The 13562-nt window shown below is 71.4% G+C and carries 14 protein-coding genes; 10 read left to right on the top strand and 4 right to left on the bottom strand.

Annotated features, from left to right (window positions below; translation table 11 throughout):
• Positions 1 to 184: 184 nt before the first annotated feature.
• Entirely contained in the window at positions 185 to 667 is a 483-nt protein-coding gene (locus ACH4KB_RS30405) for an SsgA family sporulation/cell division regulator (RefSeq protein WP_398069046.1), read from the top strand.
• A 25-nt stretch (positions 668 to 692) separates the two neighbouring features.
• On the opposite strand, the gene ACH4KB_RS30400 is transcribed toward ACH4KB_RS30405, so the two are convergent.
• Positions 693 to 2060, bottom strand: coding sequence for an FAD-binding oxidoreductase (locus tag ACH4KB_RS30400; protein ID WP_398069045.1), 1368 nt, complete (start codon positions 2058 to 2060; stop codon positions 693 to 695).
• Positions 2061 to 2151: 91 nt separating this feature from the next.
• Here ACH4KB_RS30400 and ACH4KB_RS30395 point away from each other — a divergent pair, with 91 nt between their 5' ends.
• On the top strand, positions 2152 to 3906 hold the full coding sequence (locus ACH4KB_RS30395) for a tetratricopeptide repeat protein (protein ID WP_398069044.1): 1755 nt from the start codon (positions 2152 to 2154) through the stop codon (positions 3904 to 3906).
• Between the two features lie 87 nt (positions 3907 to 3993).
• Here ACH4KB_RS30395 and hppD read toward each other — a convergent pair whose 3' ends face one another.
• On the bottom strand, positions 3994 to 5139 hold the full coding sequence (gene hppD / locus ACH4KB_RS30390; RefSeq protein WP_265601341.1) for a 4-hydroxyphenylpyruvate dioxygenase: 1146 nt from the start codon (positions 5137 to 5139) through the stop codon (positions 3994 to 3996).
• A gap of 122 nt (positions 5140 to 5261) precedes the next feature.
• Between hppD and ACH4KB_RS30385 the strand changes: the two genes are divergently transcribed.
• The 8 genes from ACH4KB_RS30385 to ACH4KB_RS30350 all read left to right on the top strand — a co-directional run bounded on the left by ACH4KB_RS30385 (position 5262) and on the right by ACH4KB_RS30350 (position 11824).
• Positions 5262 to 5735, top strand: a complete 474-nt coding sequence (locus ACH4KB_RS30385; RefSeq protein WP_003968841.1) for an Lrp/AsnC family transcriptional regulator — start codon at positions 5262 to 5264, stop codon at positions 5733 to 5735.
• A 41-nt stretch (positions 5736 to 5776) separates the two neighbouring features.
• The gene (locus tag ACH4KB_RS30380) at positions 5777 to 6424 is read left to right on the top strand and encodes an ABC transporter permease (RefSeq protein ID WP_398069043.1); all 648 of its coding nucleotides are present in this window, start codon (positions 5777 to 5779) and stop codon (positions 6422 to 6424) included.
• Complete coding sequence (locus ACH4KB_RS30375) at positions 6417 to 7685, top strand: ABC transporter ATP-binding protein (RefSeq protein WP_398069042.1); 1269 nt, start codon at positions 6417 to 6419, stop codon at positions 7683 to 7685. Before ACH4KB_RS30380 ends, ACH4KB_RS30375 begins: the two co-directional genes overlap by 8 nt.
• Positions 7682 to 8551, top strand: coding sequence for an ABC transporter permease (locus ACH4KB_RS30370; RefSeq protein ID WP_398069041.1), 870 nt, complete (start codon positions 7682 to 7684; stop codon positions 8549 to 8551). Before ACH4KB_RS30375 ends, ACH4KB_RS30370 begins: the two co-directional genes overlap by 4 nt.
• A complete protein-coding gene (locus tag ACH4KB_RS30365; protein WP_398069040.1) occupies positions 8548 to 9546 on the top strand; it encodes a glycine betaine ABC transporter substrate-binding protein in 999 nt (332 codons plus the stop codon). The genes ACH4KB_RS30370 and ACH4KB_RS30365 overlap by 4 nt, the downstream gene beginning before the upstream one ends.
• 77 nt (positions 9547 to 9623) lie before the next feature.
• A complete protein-coding gene (locus tag ACH4KB_RS30360) occupies positions 9624 to 10241 on the top strand; it encodes an ArsR/SmtB family transcription factor (protein ID WP_398069039.1) in 618 nt (205 codons plus the stop codon).
• A gap of 46 nt (positions 10242 to 10287) precedes the next feature.
• On the top strand, positions 10288 to 10482 hold the full coding sequence (locus ACH4KB_RS30355; protein ID WP_398069038.1) for a hypothetical protein: 195 nt from the start codon (positions 10288 to 10290) through the stop codon (positions 10480 to 10482).
• Positions 10483 to 10507: 25 nt separating this feature from the next.
• Positions 10508 to 11824 carry an MFS transporter gene (locus tag ACH4KB_RS30350; protein ID WP_398069037.1) on the top strand — a complete coding sequence of 439 codons (1317 nt, stop codon included), beginning with the start codon at positions 10508 to 10510 and terminating at the stop codon, positions 11822 to 11824.
• On the opposite strand, the gene ACH4KB_RS30345 is transcribed toward ACH4KB_RS30350, so the two are convergent.
• Together ACH4KB_RS30345 and ACH4KB_RS30340 are read right to left on the bottom strand one after the other, a co-directional pair.
• The gene (locus ACH4KB_RS30345) at positions 11784 to 12572 is read right to left on the bottom strand and encodes a S16 family serine protease (protein WP_398069036.1); all 789 of its coding nucleotides are present in this window, start codon (positions 12570 to 12572) and stop codon (positions 11784 to 11786) included. The two genes, ACH4KB_RS30350 and ACH4KB_RS30345, sit on opposite strands and share 41 nt — an antisense overlap.
• A gap of 138 nt (positions 12573 to 12710) precedes the next feature.
• The gene (locus ACH4KB_RS30340) at positions 12711 to 13355 is read right to left on the bottom strand and encodes an IclR family transcriptional regulator (protein WP_018958460.1); all 645 of its coding nucleotides are present in this window, start codon (positions 13353 to 13355) and stop codon (positions 12711 to 12713) included.
• Positions 13356 to 13562: the final 207 nt, after the last annotated feature.

Here is a 13562-nt window from a genome sequence, read left to right as displayed (position 1 = left end):
TACAAGGGTCCACATCTATCAGACCGCCGGCCGCCCCCGGGCCGGTCCACCTGTTTGGGACCACTTTCGGGACTGCGCGAAGTTTTTTTGAGAAGTCGCGTAATAGGTGACGGGGAGGGCGCTCTCTCCTTGTGCGGGACGGTCACGGGGCCGGCCCACGAGCACCGGAAGGTTGTGCATTCGCATGATGAGCATCGTGGAACGCGAGCTGGAACTGAAGCTGGTCCTGTCCCCCGAGCGGTCCATTCCGGTACCCGCCCGGCTGACGTATCGCACGGATGACCCGTACGCCGTGCACATCGCCTTCCACATCGGCTCCGAGTCGCCCGTGCACTGGACGTTCGCCCGGGAGCTGCTGGTGGAGGGCGTGTTCCGGCCGTGCGGGCACGGGGACGTACGGATCTGGCCGACGAAGGTGGCGGGCCGCAGCGTCATCTGTGTGGCCCTCACATCTCCCGACGGCAACGCCCTGCTCGAAATGAACTCGGCGGCCGTGGCCGCCTGGGTGGAGCGGACCCTGCGGGTGGTGCCGCCGGGCTCCGAGAGCGACCGGCTCGGCATCGACGAGGCGCTGGCGGAGCTGTTGGCCCCGCTGCCGGCCGACGACCTCTGGCTGAGCGACCCGTGGCAGTCGGACGAGGCGCCGTCCCAGGACGGCGAGGCGTGAGGGCGGCCGGACGGGAGGGCCGCTGTCAGAAGAGCTTGCCGGGGTTGAGGAGGCCCAGCGGGTCGAAGGCCGCCTTGATGGAGCGCTGCAGTTCGAGGCCGGTCTCGCCCAGTTCACGGGCGAGCCACTCCTTCTTGAGGACACCGACGCCGTGCTCGCCGGTGATGGTCCCGCCCAGTTCGAGGCCGAGCGCCATGATCGCGTCGAAGGACTCGCGGGCCCGGCGGGACTCGTCGGGGTCGTGGTGGTCGAAGCAGACGACGGGGTGGGTGTTGCCGTCGCCCGCGTGGGCGCAGACGCCGATGGTGAGGTCGTACTCCTCGGCGATGGCCGCCGTGCCCGCGAGCATCGCGCCGAGCTGCGAGCGCGGTACGCAGACGTCGTCGATCATCGTGGCGGGCTTGACGGTCTCCAGCGCGGTGAGCGACATCCGGCGGGCCTGGAGGAGGAGTTCGGACTCGGCGGGATTGTCGGCGGGGACCACCTCGGTGGCCCCGGCGGCGGTGCACAGGGCTCCGACGGCGGCGAGGTCGGCCGATGGGTCGGGGGTGTCGAAGGCGCAGAGCAGCAGGGCCTCGGTGGTCTCGGGCAGGCCCATGGAGGCCATCGCGTTGACGGCACGCACGGTCGTACGGTCCATCAGTTCGAGGAGTGACGGGGTGTGACCACGCTCCATGATCCGGCACACAGCGTCACAGGCGGCGGCTGCCGAGGGGAACTCGGCGGCGAGGACGAGCTGCTGGGGCGGCTGCGGTCGCAGCGCGAGGACGGCCTTGACGACGACTCCGAGACTGCCCTCGGAGCCGACGAAGAGCCGGGTCAGGTCGTATCCGGCGACGCCCTTGGCGGTGCGGCGGCCGGTGGTCAGGAGCCGTCCGTCGGCGAGGACGACGTCCAGGCCCAGGACGTACTCGGCGGTGACCCCGTACTTCACGCAGCACAGGCCGCCGGAGGCGGTGCCGATGTTGCCGCCGATGGTGCAGGTCTCCCAGCTGGAGGGGTCCGGCGGGTAGTACAGACCGTGTTCGTCGACCGCGCGGGACAGCACCGCGTTGACGACGCCCGGTTCGACGACGGCGATCCGGTCGACCGGGCTGATCTCCAGGATTCGGTCCATCTTCACCAGGGAGAGCACGATGCAGCCGTCCGAGGCGTTGGCCGCGCCGGACAGGCCGGTGCGGGCGCCCTGCGGGACGACCGGGACGCGCAGCGCGGTGGCGGTGCGCATGACGTGCTGGACCTGCTCGACCGTGCGCGGGAGCACCACGACGGCCGGGGTGCCGGCCTCGCAGAAGCTCGCCATGTCGTGGGCGTAGGACGCGGTGACGTCCGGATCGGTGATCAGCGTCTCGGGGGGCAGTCCCGCGCGCAGCCGTTCGAGGAGATCGCTCATGATCCAAGCGTGACACCCGGGGCCAATGGTGTGAACCCGTGGGCGGCGGCGATCCGAAGGAGCGGTGTGCTCGTATGACTGACGCACAGTGATGGCCATGGATGTCATGCCGCAGCAGGGTCCGGAGTCCCGCCAGCCGCCCGAGCCGCCCCCGCAGCGGCCTCAGGGCCCCCAGGGGCCTCAGGACCCGCAGGGGCCTCAGGACCCGCAGGGGCCTCAGGGCCCGCTGGACCCGCTGGACCCGCAAGCCTCTTACGTGATGCCCGCCGAAGGCGCCACCGCCGTACCCCCGCCGCCGCCCACCCTGCGGACGACGTTGCGCCGGGCCGCGTTCGGCGCGGTCGCCGCCGGGGTGCTGCTGGCCGGGGCGCTGGTGGCGGTGGAGGACGGGGAGGGCGACGGGCCGAAGGAGCCGGGGCCGGTCGAGCGGGCCGAGGCGGCGGCGTCCGCGGGCTCCCCCGCCTCGCTGTCGGACCTCACCGCGCTGATCGGGGACCGGCAGAAGTGGGTGGAGTCCCACCCGAAGGACGCCCCGTCCCTGGCGACGCTCGGCACGGCGTACGTGGAGTGGGCGCGGCGTTCGGCGGACACGACGTACTACGCCCGCGCCGAGGAGACCCTGAAGCGTTCGCTGGAGGCGCGGGCGGGCGAGCGCGGGAACGAGGAGGCGTGGGTGGGCCTGGCGGCCCTGGCCAACGCCCGGCACGACTTCCTCGCGGCGAAGCGGTGGGGCGAGACCGTGAAGAGGCAGCAGCCGAAGGCCTGGAGCGTGTACCCGGTCCTCATCGACGCGTACACCGGGCTCGGCGACCAGAAGGCGGCGACCGCGGCGACGGAGAAGTTCGGCGAGCTGCGCAAGGGCGTTCCGGCGCTGGCCCGCACCGCCGAGCTGTACCGGGGCCAGGGCTGGCGCGAGGATGCGCTGGCCACCGCCAGGGAGGCGGCGGACCGGGCGACGCAGCCTACCGAGAAGGCCGAGGCGCTGCACCGGCTCGGCGAGCTGGCCTGGGAGCGGGGCGAACCGGAGGAGGCGGTGGCGCAGTTCGACGCGGCGCTGCGCACGGACGCCGGTCACCACGCCTCGCTGGCAGGCCGGGCCCGGGCGCTGGTGGCGCTGGAGCGCACCGACGAGGCGCTGGCCGCGTACCGGAGCGCTCTGGAGAAGCTCCCGCGCCCGGAGTACGCCCTGGAGCTGGGCGAGCTGTACGCGTCGCTGGGGCTGGACGGGGACGCCCGCACCCAGTACGCGGCGCTGCGGGAGATGGTGGCCGGGGCGAAGAAGGCCGGGGTCGACGAGTCCCTGGTGCTGGCCCGTTTCGAGGCCGACCACGGGGACCCGCAGGCGGCGGTGGAGCTGTTGCGCGGCCAGTGGGCGAAGCAGCACCGCAGTGCGGCGGTGGCGGACGCGCTGGGCTGGGCGCTGCACCGGGCGGGGGACTCCGAAGAGGGCCTGGCGTACGCGCAGCGGGCCGCGGACACGGGCGTGCGGAACGCCTCGTACGCGTACCACCTGGGCGTGATCCAGCGGGAACTGGAGGACTACGGTCCGGCGCGCCGGAATCTGGAGCAGGCCGTGCGCACCAACCCGGCCTTCTCGCCGCTCGCCGCGCCGCTGGCCCGTCAGGCGCTGGACGCGCTGGGCGAGCCGCCGCCGGGCGGGCCGGGCGACACGCGGCCGGCTCCGCCGCCGCCCGCCCCGGAGCCGAAGCCGGAGACGCAGCGGGAGACGACGCCCGAGGGTTCGGCCCCCTCGAAAGCGGCCCCTTCCCCGTCCCCGTCGAAGTCCGCGGCGAGTAGCCCGGTGGCCGGAAAGCCGGAGGCGGCCGAGGCGTCGAAGAGCCCCTGACCCGGACAGGACTCCGTGAACGACACGGCCGCCGCGGTCCGGGGTACTGCCCCGGGCCGCGGCGGCGTCATGTGCGCATGGTACGGCTCAGAGGTTGCCGCGCTTCTCCTGCTCCCGCTCGATCGCCTCGAACAGGGCCTTGAAGTTGCCCTTGCCGAAGCCCATGGAGCCGTGGCGCTCGATCATCTCGAAGAAGACGGTCGGCCGGTCCTGGACCGGCTTGGTGAAGATCTGCAGCAGATAGCCGTCCTCGTCGCGGTCGACGAGGATCTTCAGCTCGCGCAGGGTCTCGACCGGCACCCGGGTCTCGCCGGCCCACTCGCCGAGCGTGTCGTAGTACGAGTCGGGGGTGTCCAGGAACTGGACGCCGGCGGCGCGCATCGCGCGGACCGAGGCGACGATGTCGTTCGTGGCGAGCGCGATGTGCTGGACACCCGCGCCGCCGTAGAACTCCAGGTACTCGTCGATCTGCGACTTCTTCTTCGCGATGGCCGGCTCGTTGATCGGGAACTTGACCTTGAGCGTGCCGTCGGCGACGACCTTCGACATCAGGGCGGAGTACTCGGTGGCGATGTCGTCGCCCACGAACTCCTTCATGTTGGTGAAGCCCATGACCTGGTTGTAGAAGCCGACCCACTCGTTCATCCGGCCGAGCTCGACGTTGCCGACGCAGTGGTCGATCGCCTGGAAGGTGCGCTTGGCGGGCGGCTCGACCATCGGCGAGGCCGCGGCGAAGCCGGGGAGGTAGGGGCCCTCGTAGCCGGAGCGCTCCACCAGGGTGTGGCGGGTCTTGCCGTACGTGGCGATGGCGGCGAGGACGACGGTGCCGTGCTCGTCCTTGACCTCGTGCGGCTCGGTGAGGCCGCGGGCGCCGTGCTCGACGGCGTACGCGTACGCGGCGCGGGCGTCCGGGACCTCGATCGCGAGGTCGATGACGCCGTCGCCGTGCTCGGCGACGTGGTCGGCGAGGAAGGTTCCCCACTCGGTGGACGGTTTGATCACGGAGGTGAACACGAAGCGGGCGGCGCCGTTGGTCAGGACGTAACTCGCGGTCTCGCGGGTGCCGTTCTCCGGTCCGGAGTAGGCGACCAGCTTCATACCGAAGGCGGTCGAGTAGTAGTGCGCGGCCTGCTTGGCGTTGCCCACGGCGAAGACGACCGCGTCCATTCCCTTGACCGGGAAGGGGTCGGCCTGCCGGACGGTTTCGGGGCTGGTGTGCAGAGTCTCAGTCATGTTCGAAGGCTCTCCCCACATCGCAAGGTGCGCAATAGTTCGCGCATCGACTGGTCAATGTGCCCAGCGAATCGCCATGATGGCCGGACTATCTGTACAGGCTGACCATCAGAGGCGGGCTCATGGCGATCGATCATCTGGACGGGCGGCTCATCGTGCTCCTGGCGCGCGAACCGCGGATCGGTGTCCTCGAAGCATCCCGGCGGCTCGGGGTGGCGCGCGGGACCGTGCAGGCGCGGCTGGACCGTCTTCAGTCGAACGGCGTCATCCGGGGGTTCGGCCCCGACGTGGATCCGGCGGCGCTCGGCTACCCGGTCACCGCGTTCGCCACGCTGGAGATCAAGCAGGGCCAAGGGGCGGACGTACGCGCCCATTTGGGCGGGGTGCCGGAGGTGCTGGAGCTGCACACCACCACCGGGCACGGCGACATGTTCTGCCGCCTGGTGGCCCGGTCCAACGCCGATCTCCAGCGGGTGATCGACCGGGTTGTCGGATTTGATGGCATTGTCCGGGCCTCCACGGCGATCGTCATGGAGAACCCGGTTCCGCTGCGGATCATCCCGCTGGTGGAACAGGCGGCCGAGGACACCGACTGAGCGAAGGGCTCGGGAGGCCACCCGATCCGAAGGAGCGCCGTGTGAGCTTCTGGGAGTATCTGAACACCCGCCACCAGCAGCTCCTCACGGACGCGTTCCAGCACGTCAGCGCGGTCTTCCAGTGCATGGTCATCGCGACCGTGCTGGGCGTGGTCATCGGCGTGGTGAGCTACCGCAGCGGCTGGGGCGGCTCGCTCGCCATCACCTCCACGGCCACGATCCTCACCATTCCCTCGCTCGCCGCGATCGGTCTGCTGATCCCGCTGGTCGGCCTCGGCGTCGCGCCGACCGTGATCACCCTGACGCTGTACGGGCTGCTGCCGATCGTCCGGAACGCCATCGTCGGGCTGCGGGGCGTCGATCCGTCCCTGGTCGACGCGGCGACGGGCATCGGGATGTCACGGCCGGCCCGGCTGTGCCGGGTGGAGCTGCCGCTCGCCTGGCCGCCGATCCTGACCGGGATCCGGGTCTCGACCCAGATGCTGATGGGCATCGCCGCCATCGCCGCGTACGCCTCCGGGCCCGGCCTCGGCAACGAGATCTTCCGGGGCATCGCCTCGCTGGGCAGCGCCAACGCGATCAACCAGGTCCTCGCGGGCACGCTCGGCATCGTCGTCCTGGCCCTGCTCTTCGACGCCGCGTACGTCCTGCTGGGGCGGCTGACCATCCCGAGGGGGATCCGTGCCTGAGACCGAGACCGGCGCCGTCGTCGCGGAGGAGGAGGCCGCCGCCACCTCCGGAGCCACCATCCAGCTGGAGAACCTCACCAAGAGCTACCCGGGCACCCCGAACCCGGCCGTCGAGAACGTCTCGATGGAGATCAGGGCGGGCGAGACGGTGGTCTTCGTCGGGCCGTCCGGCTGCGGGAAGTCCACCACCCTGAAGATGATCAACCGGCTGATCGAGCCGACGTCGGGCCGGATCCGGATCGACGACGAGGACGTCACCGACATCGACCCGGTGAAGCTGCGCCGCAAGATCGGGTACGCGATCCAGTCCTCCGGCCTCTTCCCGCACATGACGGTGGCGGACAACATCGCCCTGGTCCCGAAGATGGTCGGCTGGTCCAAGTCGCGGGTCAGGAGCCGGGTGGAGGAGATGCTCGACCTGGTGGGCCTGGACCCGCGCGAGTTCCACGGCCGCTATCCACGCCAGCTCTCCGGCGGACAGCAGCAGCGGGTGGGGGTGGCGCGGGCGCTGGCCGCCGACCCTCCCGTACTGCTGATGGACGAGCCGTTCGGGGCGGTCGACCCGATCACCCGCGACCACCTCCAGGACGAGCTGATCCGGCTCCAGCAAGAGCTGCACAAGACGATCGTGTTCGTCACCCACGACTTCGACGAGGCGATCAAGCTCGGCGACCGGATCGCGGTACTGCGGGAGCGCTCGCACATCGCGCAGTTCGACACCCCCGAGGCGATCCTGACCAACCCGACGGACGACTTCGTCTCCGGCTTCGTCGGCGCGGGCGCGGCCCTGAAGCGGCTGAATCTGACCCGCGTACGGGATGTGGGCATCGCCGACTTCCCGACGGTGACGGTCGAGGACCCGCTCCAGTCGATCTTCAACAAGCTGCGCAGCGGCCCGCACAACGAGCTGCTGATGCTGGACCGCCGCAACCGCCCGTACAAGTGGCTGCGGCGCGGCGACCTGATGCGGGCGCGCGGTTCGCTGGCGCGGGCCGGGCAGCTGGTGCACGACACGGTGACCCGGGACGCCACGCTGCACGACGCGCTGGAGGCGGTCCTCACCGACAGCGGGGGGCGGGTCGCGGTGACCGGGCGGCGCGGGGAGTTCATCGGGGTCGTCGACATGAAGACGTTGATGGACAACGTGCAGGAGCTGCTGGAGGCCGACCGGCTGACGGCGATGGAGCACCAGCACGAGCTGGAGGAGCAGCGGGTCCACCAGACGGAGCAGGAGCTGGAGGGGGGTGGCGGCGGCCGATGAGTCCCAGCCATCCGGCCCGCTCCGGCAAGGGCCCGGCCGCCCCCACCCGGCCACCGGGCGAGCACGACGTCAAGGGCCACGCGTTCCACGACGAGGAGAGCGACCCCTCCCCCGCCCCGGCCGCGCCGGAGCGCCGGTTCACCTGGCGAAAGCTGGTGGTCCTGCCGGTGGTACTGGTGGTCGTCCTGGTCGCCACCTACGTCTGGATCACCAACATCCAGCTGGACTCGATCGCGGAGAACTCGCTGACCGGCGGCAATGTGCGGCTGCGCTGGTGGCAGCACGTGCGGCTGACGGCGATCTCCACGTTCTGGGTGCTGATCATCGCGATCCCGCTCGGCATCGCGCTGACCCGGCGGCGGCTGCGGAAGGCGGCCCCGGCGTTCACCGCGCTGGCCAACATCGGGCAGGCGACCCCGGCCATCGGCCTGTTGGCGCTGCTGGTGATCTGGGTGGGCATCGGCCCGCGGACCGCGATCATCGGCATCGTGATCTACGCGGTGCTGCCGGTGCTCTCCAACACGGTGGCGGGGCTGCGTGCGATCGAGCCGAACATGATCGAGGCGGCGCGCGGCATGGGGATGTCCGGCCGGGGCGTCCTGATGAAGGTGGAGCTGCCGCTCGCGGTGCCGCTGATCCTGGCCGGAGTGCGTACGGCACTCGTCCTGAACGTCGGCACGGCGACGCTGGCGACGTTCGGCGGGGGCGGCGGACTGGGCGACCTGATCACGTCGGGGATCCAGACGCAGCGGATGCCGGTGCTGGTCATCGGCTCGGTGCTGACGGTGGTGCTGGCGCTGCTGGTGGACTGGCTGGCCTCGCTGGCCGAGTTGGCGCTGACGCCGCGCGGGCTGGAGGAGCGATGAGGAGGACGGCGTACGTTCCCCGGCGCGGGGCCGTGGCGATCGGTGGCCTGGCGGTGGCGCTGGCACTGGCGCTGGGCGGCTGCGGGCTCAAGAGCGGTTCGCCGATGGTGGACGACGTGTCGCCGGGGTCGGTCGGGCAGGGTGAGCCGCTCAAGGGCGCGACGCTGACCGTGACGTCGAAGAACTTCAGCGAGAACATCATCCTGGGCCAGATGACCGGCCTGGTGTTCAAGGCGGCCGGGGCGGAGGTCCTGGACCGGACGAACCTGCCGGGCTCGATCAGCGCGCGCGAGGCCATCATCAACGGCGACGCCGACGCGCAGTGGGACTACACCGGCACCGGCTGGATCACCTTCCTGGGCCACGCGGACCCGATCGTCGACCCGAGGAAGCAGTACGAGGCCGTGCGGGACGAGGACCGGGGCAACGGGGTGGTCTGGCTGCCGCCGGCGCCGCTCGACAACACGTACGCGCTCGCCATCAGCAAGAAGAACAACGCCAGGTACGGGCTGAAGACCCTGTCGGACGTGGCGGCCCTGGCGAAGAAGGACCCGGGCGCGGTGACGATCTGCGTGGAGAACGAGTTCGCCTCCCGCGACGACGGGCTGCCCGGGATGGAGAAGAAGTACGGGATGGACATCCCGGCGGGCAACATCCGGAAGATGGACGCCGGGATCATCTACACCCAGGTCTCCGAGTCCGACTCCTGCCTGCTCGGCGAGGTGTTCACCACCGACGGGCGCATCAAGGCGATGGACCTGGACGTCCTGGAGGACGACAAGAACTTCTTCCCCAACTACAACGCCTCCCCCGTCGTCCACGAGGCCACGTTCGAGAAGTACCCGGTGATCGCGGAGCTGCTGGAGCCGCTCGCGAGGAAGCTGACGACCGAGGTCGCTCAGACGCTGAACGCCAAGGTGGACGTGGAGGGCGAGGACCCGCACGAGGTGGCGAAGGAGTGGCTGGTGGCGGAGGGGTTCATCGAGGAGGGGTGAGTTGCCGGGGGGTCGTTGCAAAGACCCTGTTGCAAAAAACCCTTGCAAAGAGTTCTTTGCATCTCTAGTGTCGGCGTATGCCGGAGAACGAGGACGCCCCCCGCCCCTACCGCCACGACGGAACCGACCGCAGGATCCACAACGTCGACGCCCGAACGCTGCGCGCCGTCGCGCACCCCCTGCGGATTCGCCTGCTGAAGGCGCTGCGTGATTTCGGACCCGCCACCGCATCCCAACTCGGCGAAAGGCTCGGCGAGTCCAGCGGTGCGACCAGCTACCACCTGCGCCAGTTGGCGGAGAGCGGGCTGGTCGAAGACGCTCCGGAGCTGGGCAAGGGGCGCGAGCGCTGGTGGCGGTCGGTGCACGAAGGCTCGATGTTCGAGACCACGGACTTCCGGACGCATGCCGACCCGGAGGTGCGCGGGGCCATCGACTTCGTCCTGTACGAGACGGCCACGTCCCACGCCCAGGAGCTGAACACCTGGCTGGGCACCGTGGACGACTGGTCGCAGGAGTGGCAGCGCAGCTGGGACATGAGCGACTTCACGCTCCGCCTCACCCCGGAACTCGCCCTGGAGATGTCCCAGAAGGTCCACGAAGTGATGGAGAGCTACCGGGGCCGCGTCCCCGACGACACCGAGGGATCGGCCGTCGTCCGGACCCATCTGCACGCCTTCCCGCGCCGCTCCGAATGAAGCCGCCGCACACCGCGACTCGCCACCATCTGAAGGGAATCCCGTTATGCACGCCGACGTCCACCACCTCCTGCACGCCACCCGGGCCGCCGAACTCCACCACGCGGCAACGGCGTTCCGCCTCCCCCGCGCGAGCCTGCGCACCCGGGTCGGCTGGACCCTGGTCGAGGTGGGGCTGCGCCTGACGACCCAGAGCCGGGAGGCGACCGCGCCTCGCGCCGCCGCCTTCCATCCGGCGTAACCATCGACTCGGGGGAGACAGCACCATGGGGAACCGCACCCCGCTCGCCGCCACGCTCGCGGCCAACGCCATTTCCACCGCGGGCACTTCACTGACCCTGATCGGCGTCCCCTGGTTCGTCCTGGAGACCACCGGCAGCGCGGGCCGGGCCGGGCTCGTCGCCTTCTGCGCCACCCTGCCGATCGTCGTCGCCGCACTGATCGGCGGACCGGTCATCGACCGGATCGGCCGCCGCCGGGTCGCCATCGCCTCCGACGCGGTGTGCGCGTCGGCCATCGCGACGGTCCCGCTGCTGCACTTCGCCGGTGTCCTCGACTTCTGGATGCTGTGCGCGCTGATGGCGGTCAACGGGTTCGCCCACACCCCGGGCAACACCGCGCGCTACGTCCTGATCCCGGACCTGGCCGAGCACGCCGGCACCACGCTCCCCCGGGCCGCCAGCCTCTTCGACGCGGTCACGCGCGGGGCCCGGATGGTCGGCGCGGCGCTGGCCGGGATCCTCATCGCCTTCGTCGGCGCGGAGACGGTCCTGCTGCTGGACGCGGCGACGTTCGGACTGTCCGCCCTGCTGATCGCCGCGGGGGTACGGGGAGTGCGCGCGGCCGAGCCGCGCAAGACCGAGGTCCCGGTCTCGCTGCGCACGTACGGCTCCGAACTCCGCGAGGGATACGCCCACTTGCTGGGCAATCGCCTGCTGCTGGCGATCGTGGTCATGGTGATGTTCATGAACGGCACCGACCAGGGCTGGTACGCCGTGCTGCTCCCCGTGCACGCCGAGGCCGAGCTGGGCGGCGCGACCGCCATCGGGCTGCTCACCGCGCTGTTCGGGGCGGGCGGTCTCGCGGGGGCTCTGCTGTACGGGGCGGTGGGGCACCGGTTCTCGCGGCGGACGGTGTTCACGGTGTGCGTCATCCTGTGCGGCGCGCCGAGGTTCCTGGTCGCCGCGGTGACCGGGACGACGCTGCCGCTCGCGGTGACGATGCTGCTGGGCGGGATCGCTGGCGGTGTGCTGAACCCGATCCTGACGACGGTGGTCTACGAGCGGGTGCCGGACCGGCTGCGCAGCCGGGTGTCGGGGGCGCTGACGGCGGGCTGCGAGTTCGCGATGCCGCTGGGCGGGCTGGCGGCCGGGCTGCTGGTGGAGGGCGCGGGGACCACGGGGGCGTTGCTGGCGATGGGCGGGGTCTACTTCCTGGCCACGCTGAGCCCGCTGGTGTTCCCGTCCTGGCGGACGCTGGACGACGCGCCGGTGACGGAGCCCGTACAGCCGGCGCCACCCGTGGAGCCGGTGCCGCCGCAGGTCAGCAGCTCGGCACCTTCCCGCCCGTCTCCAGGGCCTTGAGCGAGCCGACCGCGTCCTTCAGCGTGGAGACGGGCACGATCCGCAGCCCGTCGGGCGCCTCGGCCTCCGCCTGAGCGCACTCGGCCTTCGGCACGAGGAAGACGCTCGCCCCGTCACGGTGGGCGCCCTGGGCCTTCATCGACACGCCGCCGACCGCGCCGACCTTGCCGTCCGCGCTGATCGTCCCCGTACCGGCGACGGTGCGACCGCCGGTGAGGTCGCCGCCGGAGCCGTTGCCGTCGAGCTTGTCGATGATGCCGAGGGAGAGGAAGAGGCCGGCGCTCGGGCCGCCGACGTCGCCGAGGTCCACCTCGACGCGCAGCGAACCGGGCTCGCGGTCCAGGTAGTTCAGGGCGGCGTCGACGGCGACGTCCTGCGACTGCTTCATGTCGTCGAGGTTGTGCTTCTCGATCTGCTTCTCGGAGCCGCCGGTGGGGTAGACGGAGTCGCGCGGCATGACCGCCCGGTCGGTCCGGAACCAGCCGTCGATCACCTCGCCGATCCGGACGTCCGCCTTGGGCCCGGTGGCGAGGATCGTCGTCATCCTCAGCTGCCCGTCGGTGGGCCGGGTCTCCGCGCCGGTGATGGTGATCACCGGCCGCCCGTCGTCCTTGCCGAGCACGTCCGCGGTCAGCCCGGGCCGGGCCAGGGTGAACGGCAGCGGTGCGAAGGCCGCCGTACCGAAGAGGGCGAGGACGGGCAGCGCGCAGAGGGCGAGGACGCGGGGGCGCGTGAGACGAGTGAGCACGCACCCAATCTAACCGCCGCCCCCCGGCCGGAACGCGCCAGGCGTACGCCGCCCCCGCCGTCTCCGCGAGGGCGGACCCGGCCACTTCCCGGCCGGTACTGGCTACCGCAGCGCGTCGGCCACCCCCGGCGCCACGGGCTACCGCAGCGCGTCGGCCACCTCCCGGGCGGCGTCGAGCACGCGGGGCCCGACCCGTTCCGGTACGGCGTCGGCGAGCATGACGACACCGACGCTGCCCTCCACGCCCGACACCCCGACCAGAGGCGCGGCCGCCCCGCTGGCCCCGGCCTCCAGCTCACCGTGGGTGAGGGTGTAGCCGGGGTGTCCGGCCTCCGTGGTCTGCCGGGCCGACAGGATGGCCCGGCCCGCCGCGCCCCGGTCCAGCGGATGCCGGAAGCCGGCCCGGTAGGCCACGTGGTAGTCGGTCCAGGTGGGCTCGACGACGGCGACCGCGAGGGCGTCGCTGCCGTCGACGAGCGTGAGATGGGCGGTGGCCCCTATGTCCTCGGCCAGGGAGCGCAGCGCGGGCAGCGCGGCTTCCCGGACGAGCGGATGCACCTGGCGGCCGAGCCGCAGCACACCCAGGCCGACCCGGGCGCGGCCGCCCAGGTCACGGCGGACCAGGGCGTGCTGCTCCAGGGTGGCGAGCAATCGGTAGACGACGGTCCGGTTGACACCGAGCTTGTTGGACAACTCGGTGACGGTCAGGCCGTGATCGGTGTCGGCGAGCAGTTTGAGGACGCGCAGTCCTCGGTCGAGCGTCTGGGAGGTCTCCGCTGTCACGACGCCCTCTCCTCTTCGGGGTGAGCGACGACGGTCCTGCTCCGGCGGGGTTGCGACGCCGGTCCCAGCGGCGACGCACGGAGAGGCCGCCGGCCTGGCAAGGCACCGGCTGCGCTCCGCGGCGGCGTTGCCACGGGGCGTTCATATGGCGGGGACAGTAGCGAGCCAGTCCGCTCAGCGGAAGTCCTCGTCCAGAATCCGGTCTCC

This window comes from Streptomyces sp. NPDC017520, assembly GCF_044329855.1.
GTDB lineage: Bacteria > Actinomycetota > Actinomycetes > Streptomycetales > Streptomycetaceae > Streptomyces.
The sequence above is the reverse complement of the archived record's forward strand: the minus strand, read 5'-3'. Positions and strand labels throughout refer to the sequence as shown.

What these genes read in the sequence shown, in the direction of transcription:
- ACH4KB_RS30405 (WP_398069046.1), top strand. Translation starts at nt 185, where the DNA reads ATGATGAGCATCGTGGAACGCGAGCTGGAACTGAAGCTGGTCCTGTCC.
- ACH4KB_RS30400 (WP_398069045.1), bottom strand. Translation starts at nt 2,060, where the DNA reads ATGAGCGATCTCCTCGAACGGCTGCGCGCGGGACTGCCCCCCGAGACG.
- ACH4KB_RS30395 (WP_398069044.1), top strand. Translation starts at nt 2,152, where the DNA reads ATGGCCATGGATGTCATGCCGCAGCAGGGTCCGGAGTCCCGCCAGCCG.
- hppD (WP_265601341.1), bottom strand. Translation starts at nt 5,139, where the DNA reads ATGACTGAGACTCTGCACACCAGCCCCGAAACCGTCCGGCAGGCCGAC.
- ACH4KB_RS30385 (WP_003968841.1), top strand. Translation starts at nt 5,262, where the DNA reads ATGGCGATCGATCATCTGGACGGGCGGCTCATCGTGCTCCTGGCGCGC.
- ACH4KB_RS30370 (WP_398069041.1), top strand. Translation starts at nt 7,682, where the DNA reads ATGAGTCCCAGCCATCCGGCCCGCTCCGGCAAGGGCCCGGCCGCCCCC.
- ACH4KB_RS30365 (WP_398069040.1), top strand. Translation starts at nt 8,548, where the DNA reads ATGAGGAGGACGGCGTACGTTCCCCGGCGCGGGGCCGTGGCGATCGGT.
- ACH4KB_RS30360 (WP_398069039.1), top strand. Translation starts at nt 9,624, where the DNA reads ATGCCGGAGAACGAGGACGCCCCCCGCCCCTACCGCCACGACGGAACC.
- ACH4KB_RS30355 (WP_398069038.1), top strand. Translation starts at nt 10,288, where the DNA reads ATGCACGCCGACGTCCACCACCTCCTGCACGCCACCCGGGCCGCCGAA.
- ACH4KB_RS30350 (WP_398069037.1), top strand. Translation starts at nt 10,508, where the DNA reads ATGGGGAACCGCACCCCGCTCGCCGCCACGCTCGCGGCCAACGCCATT.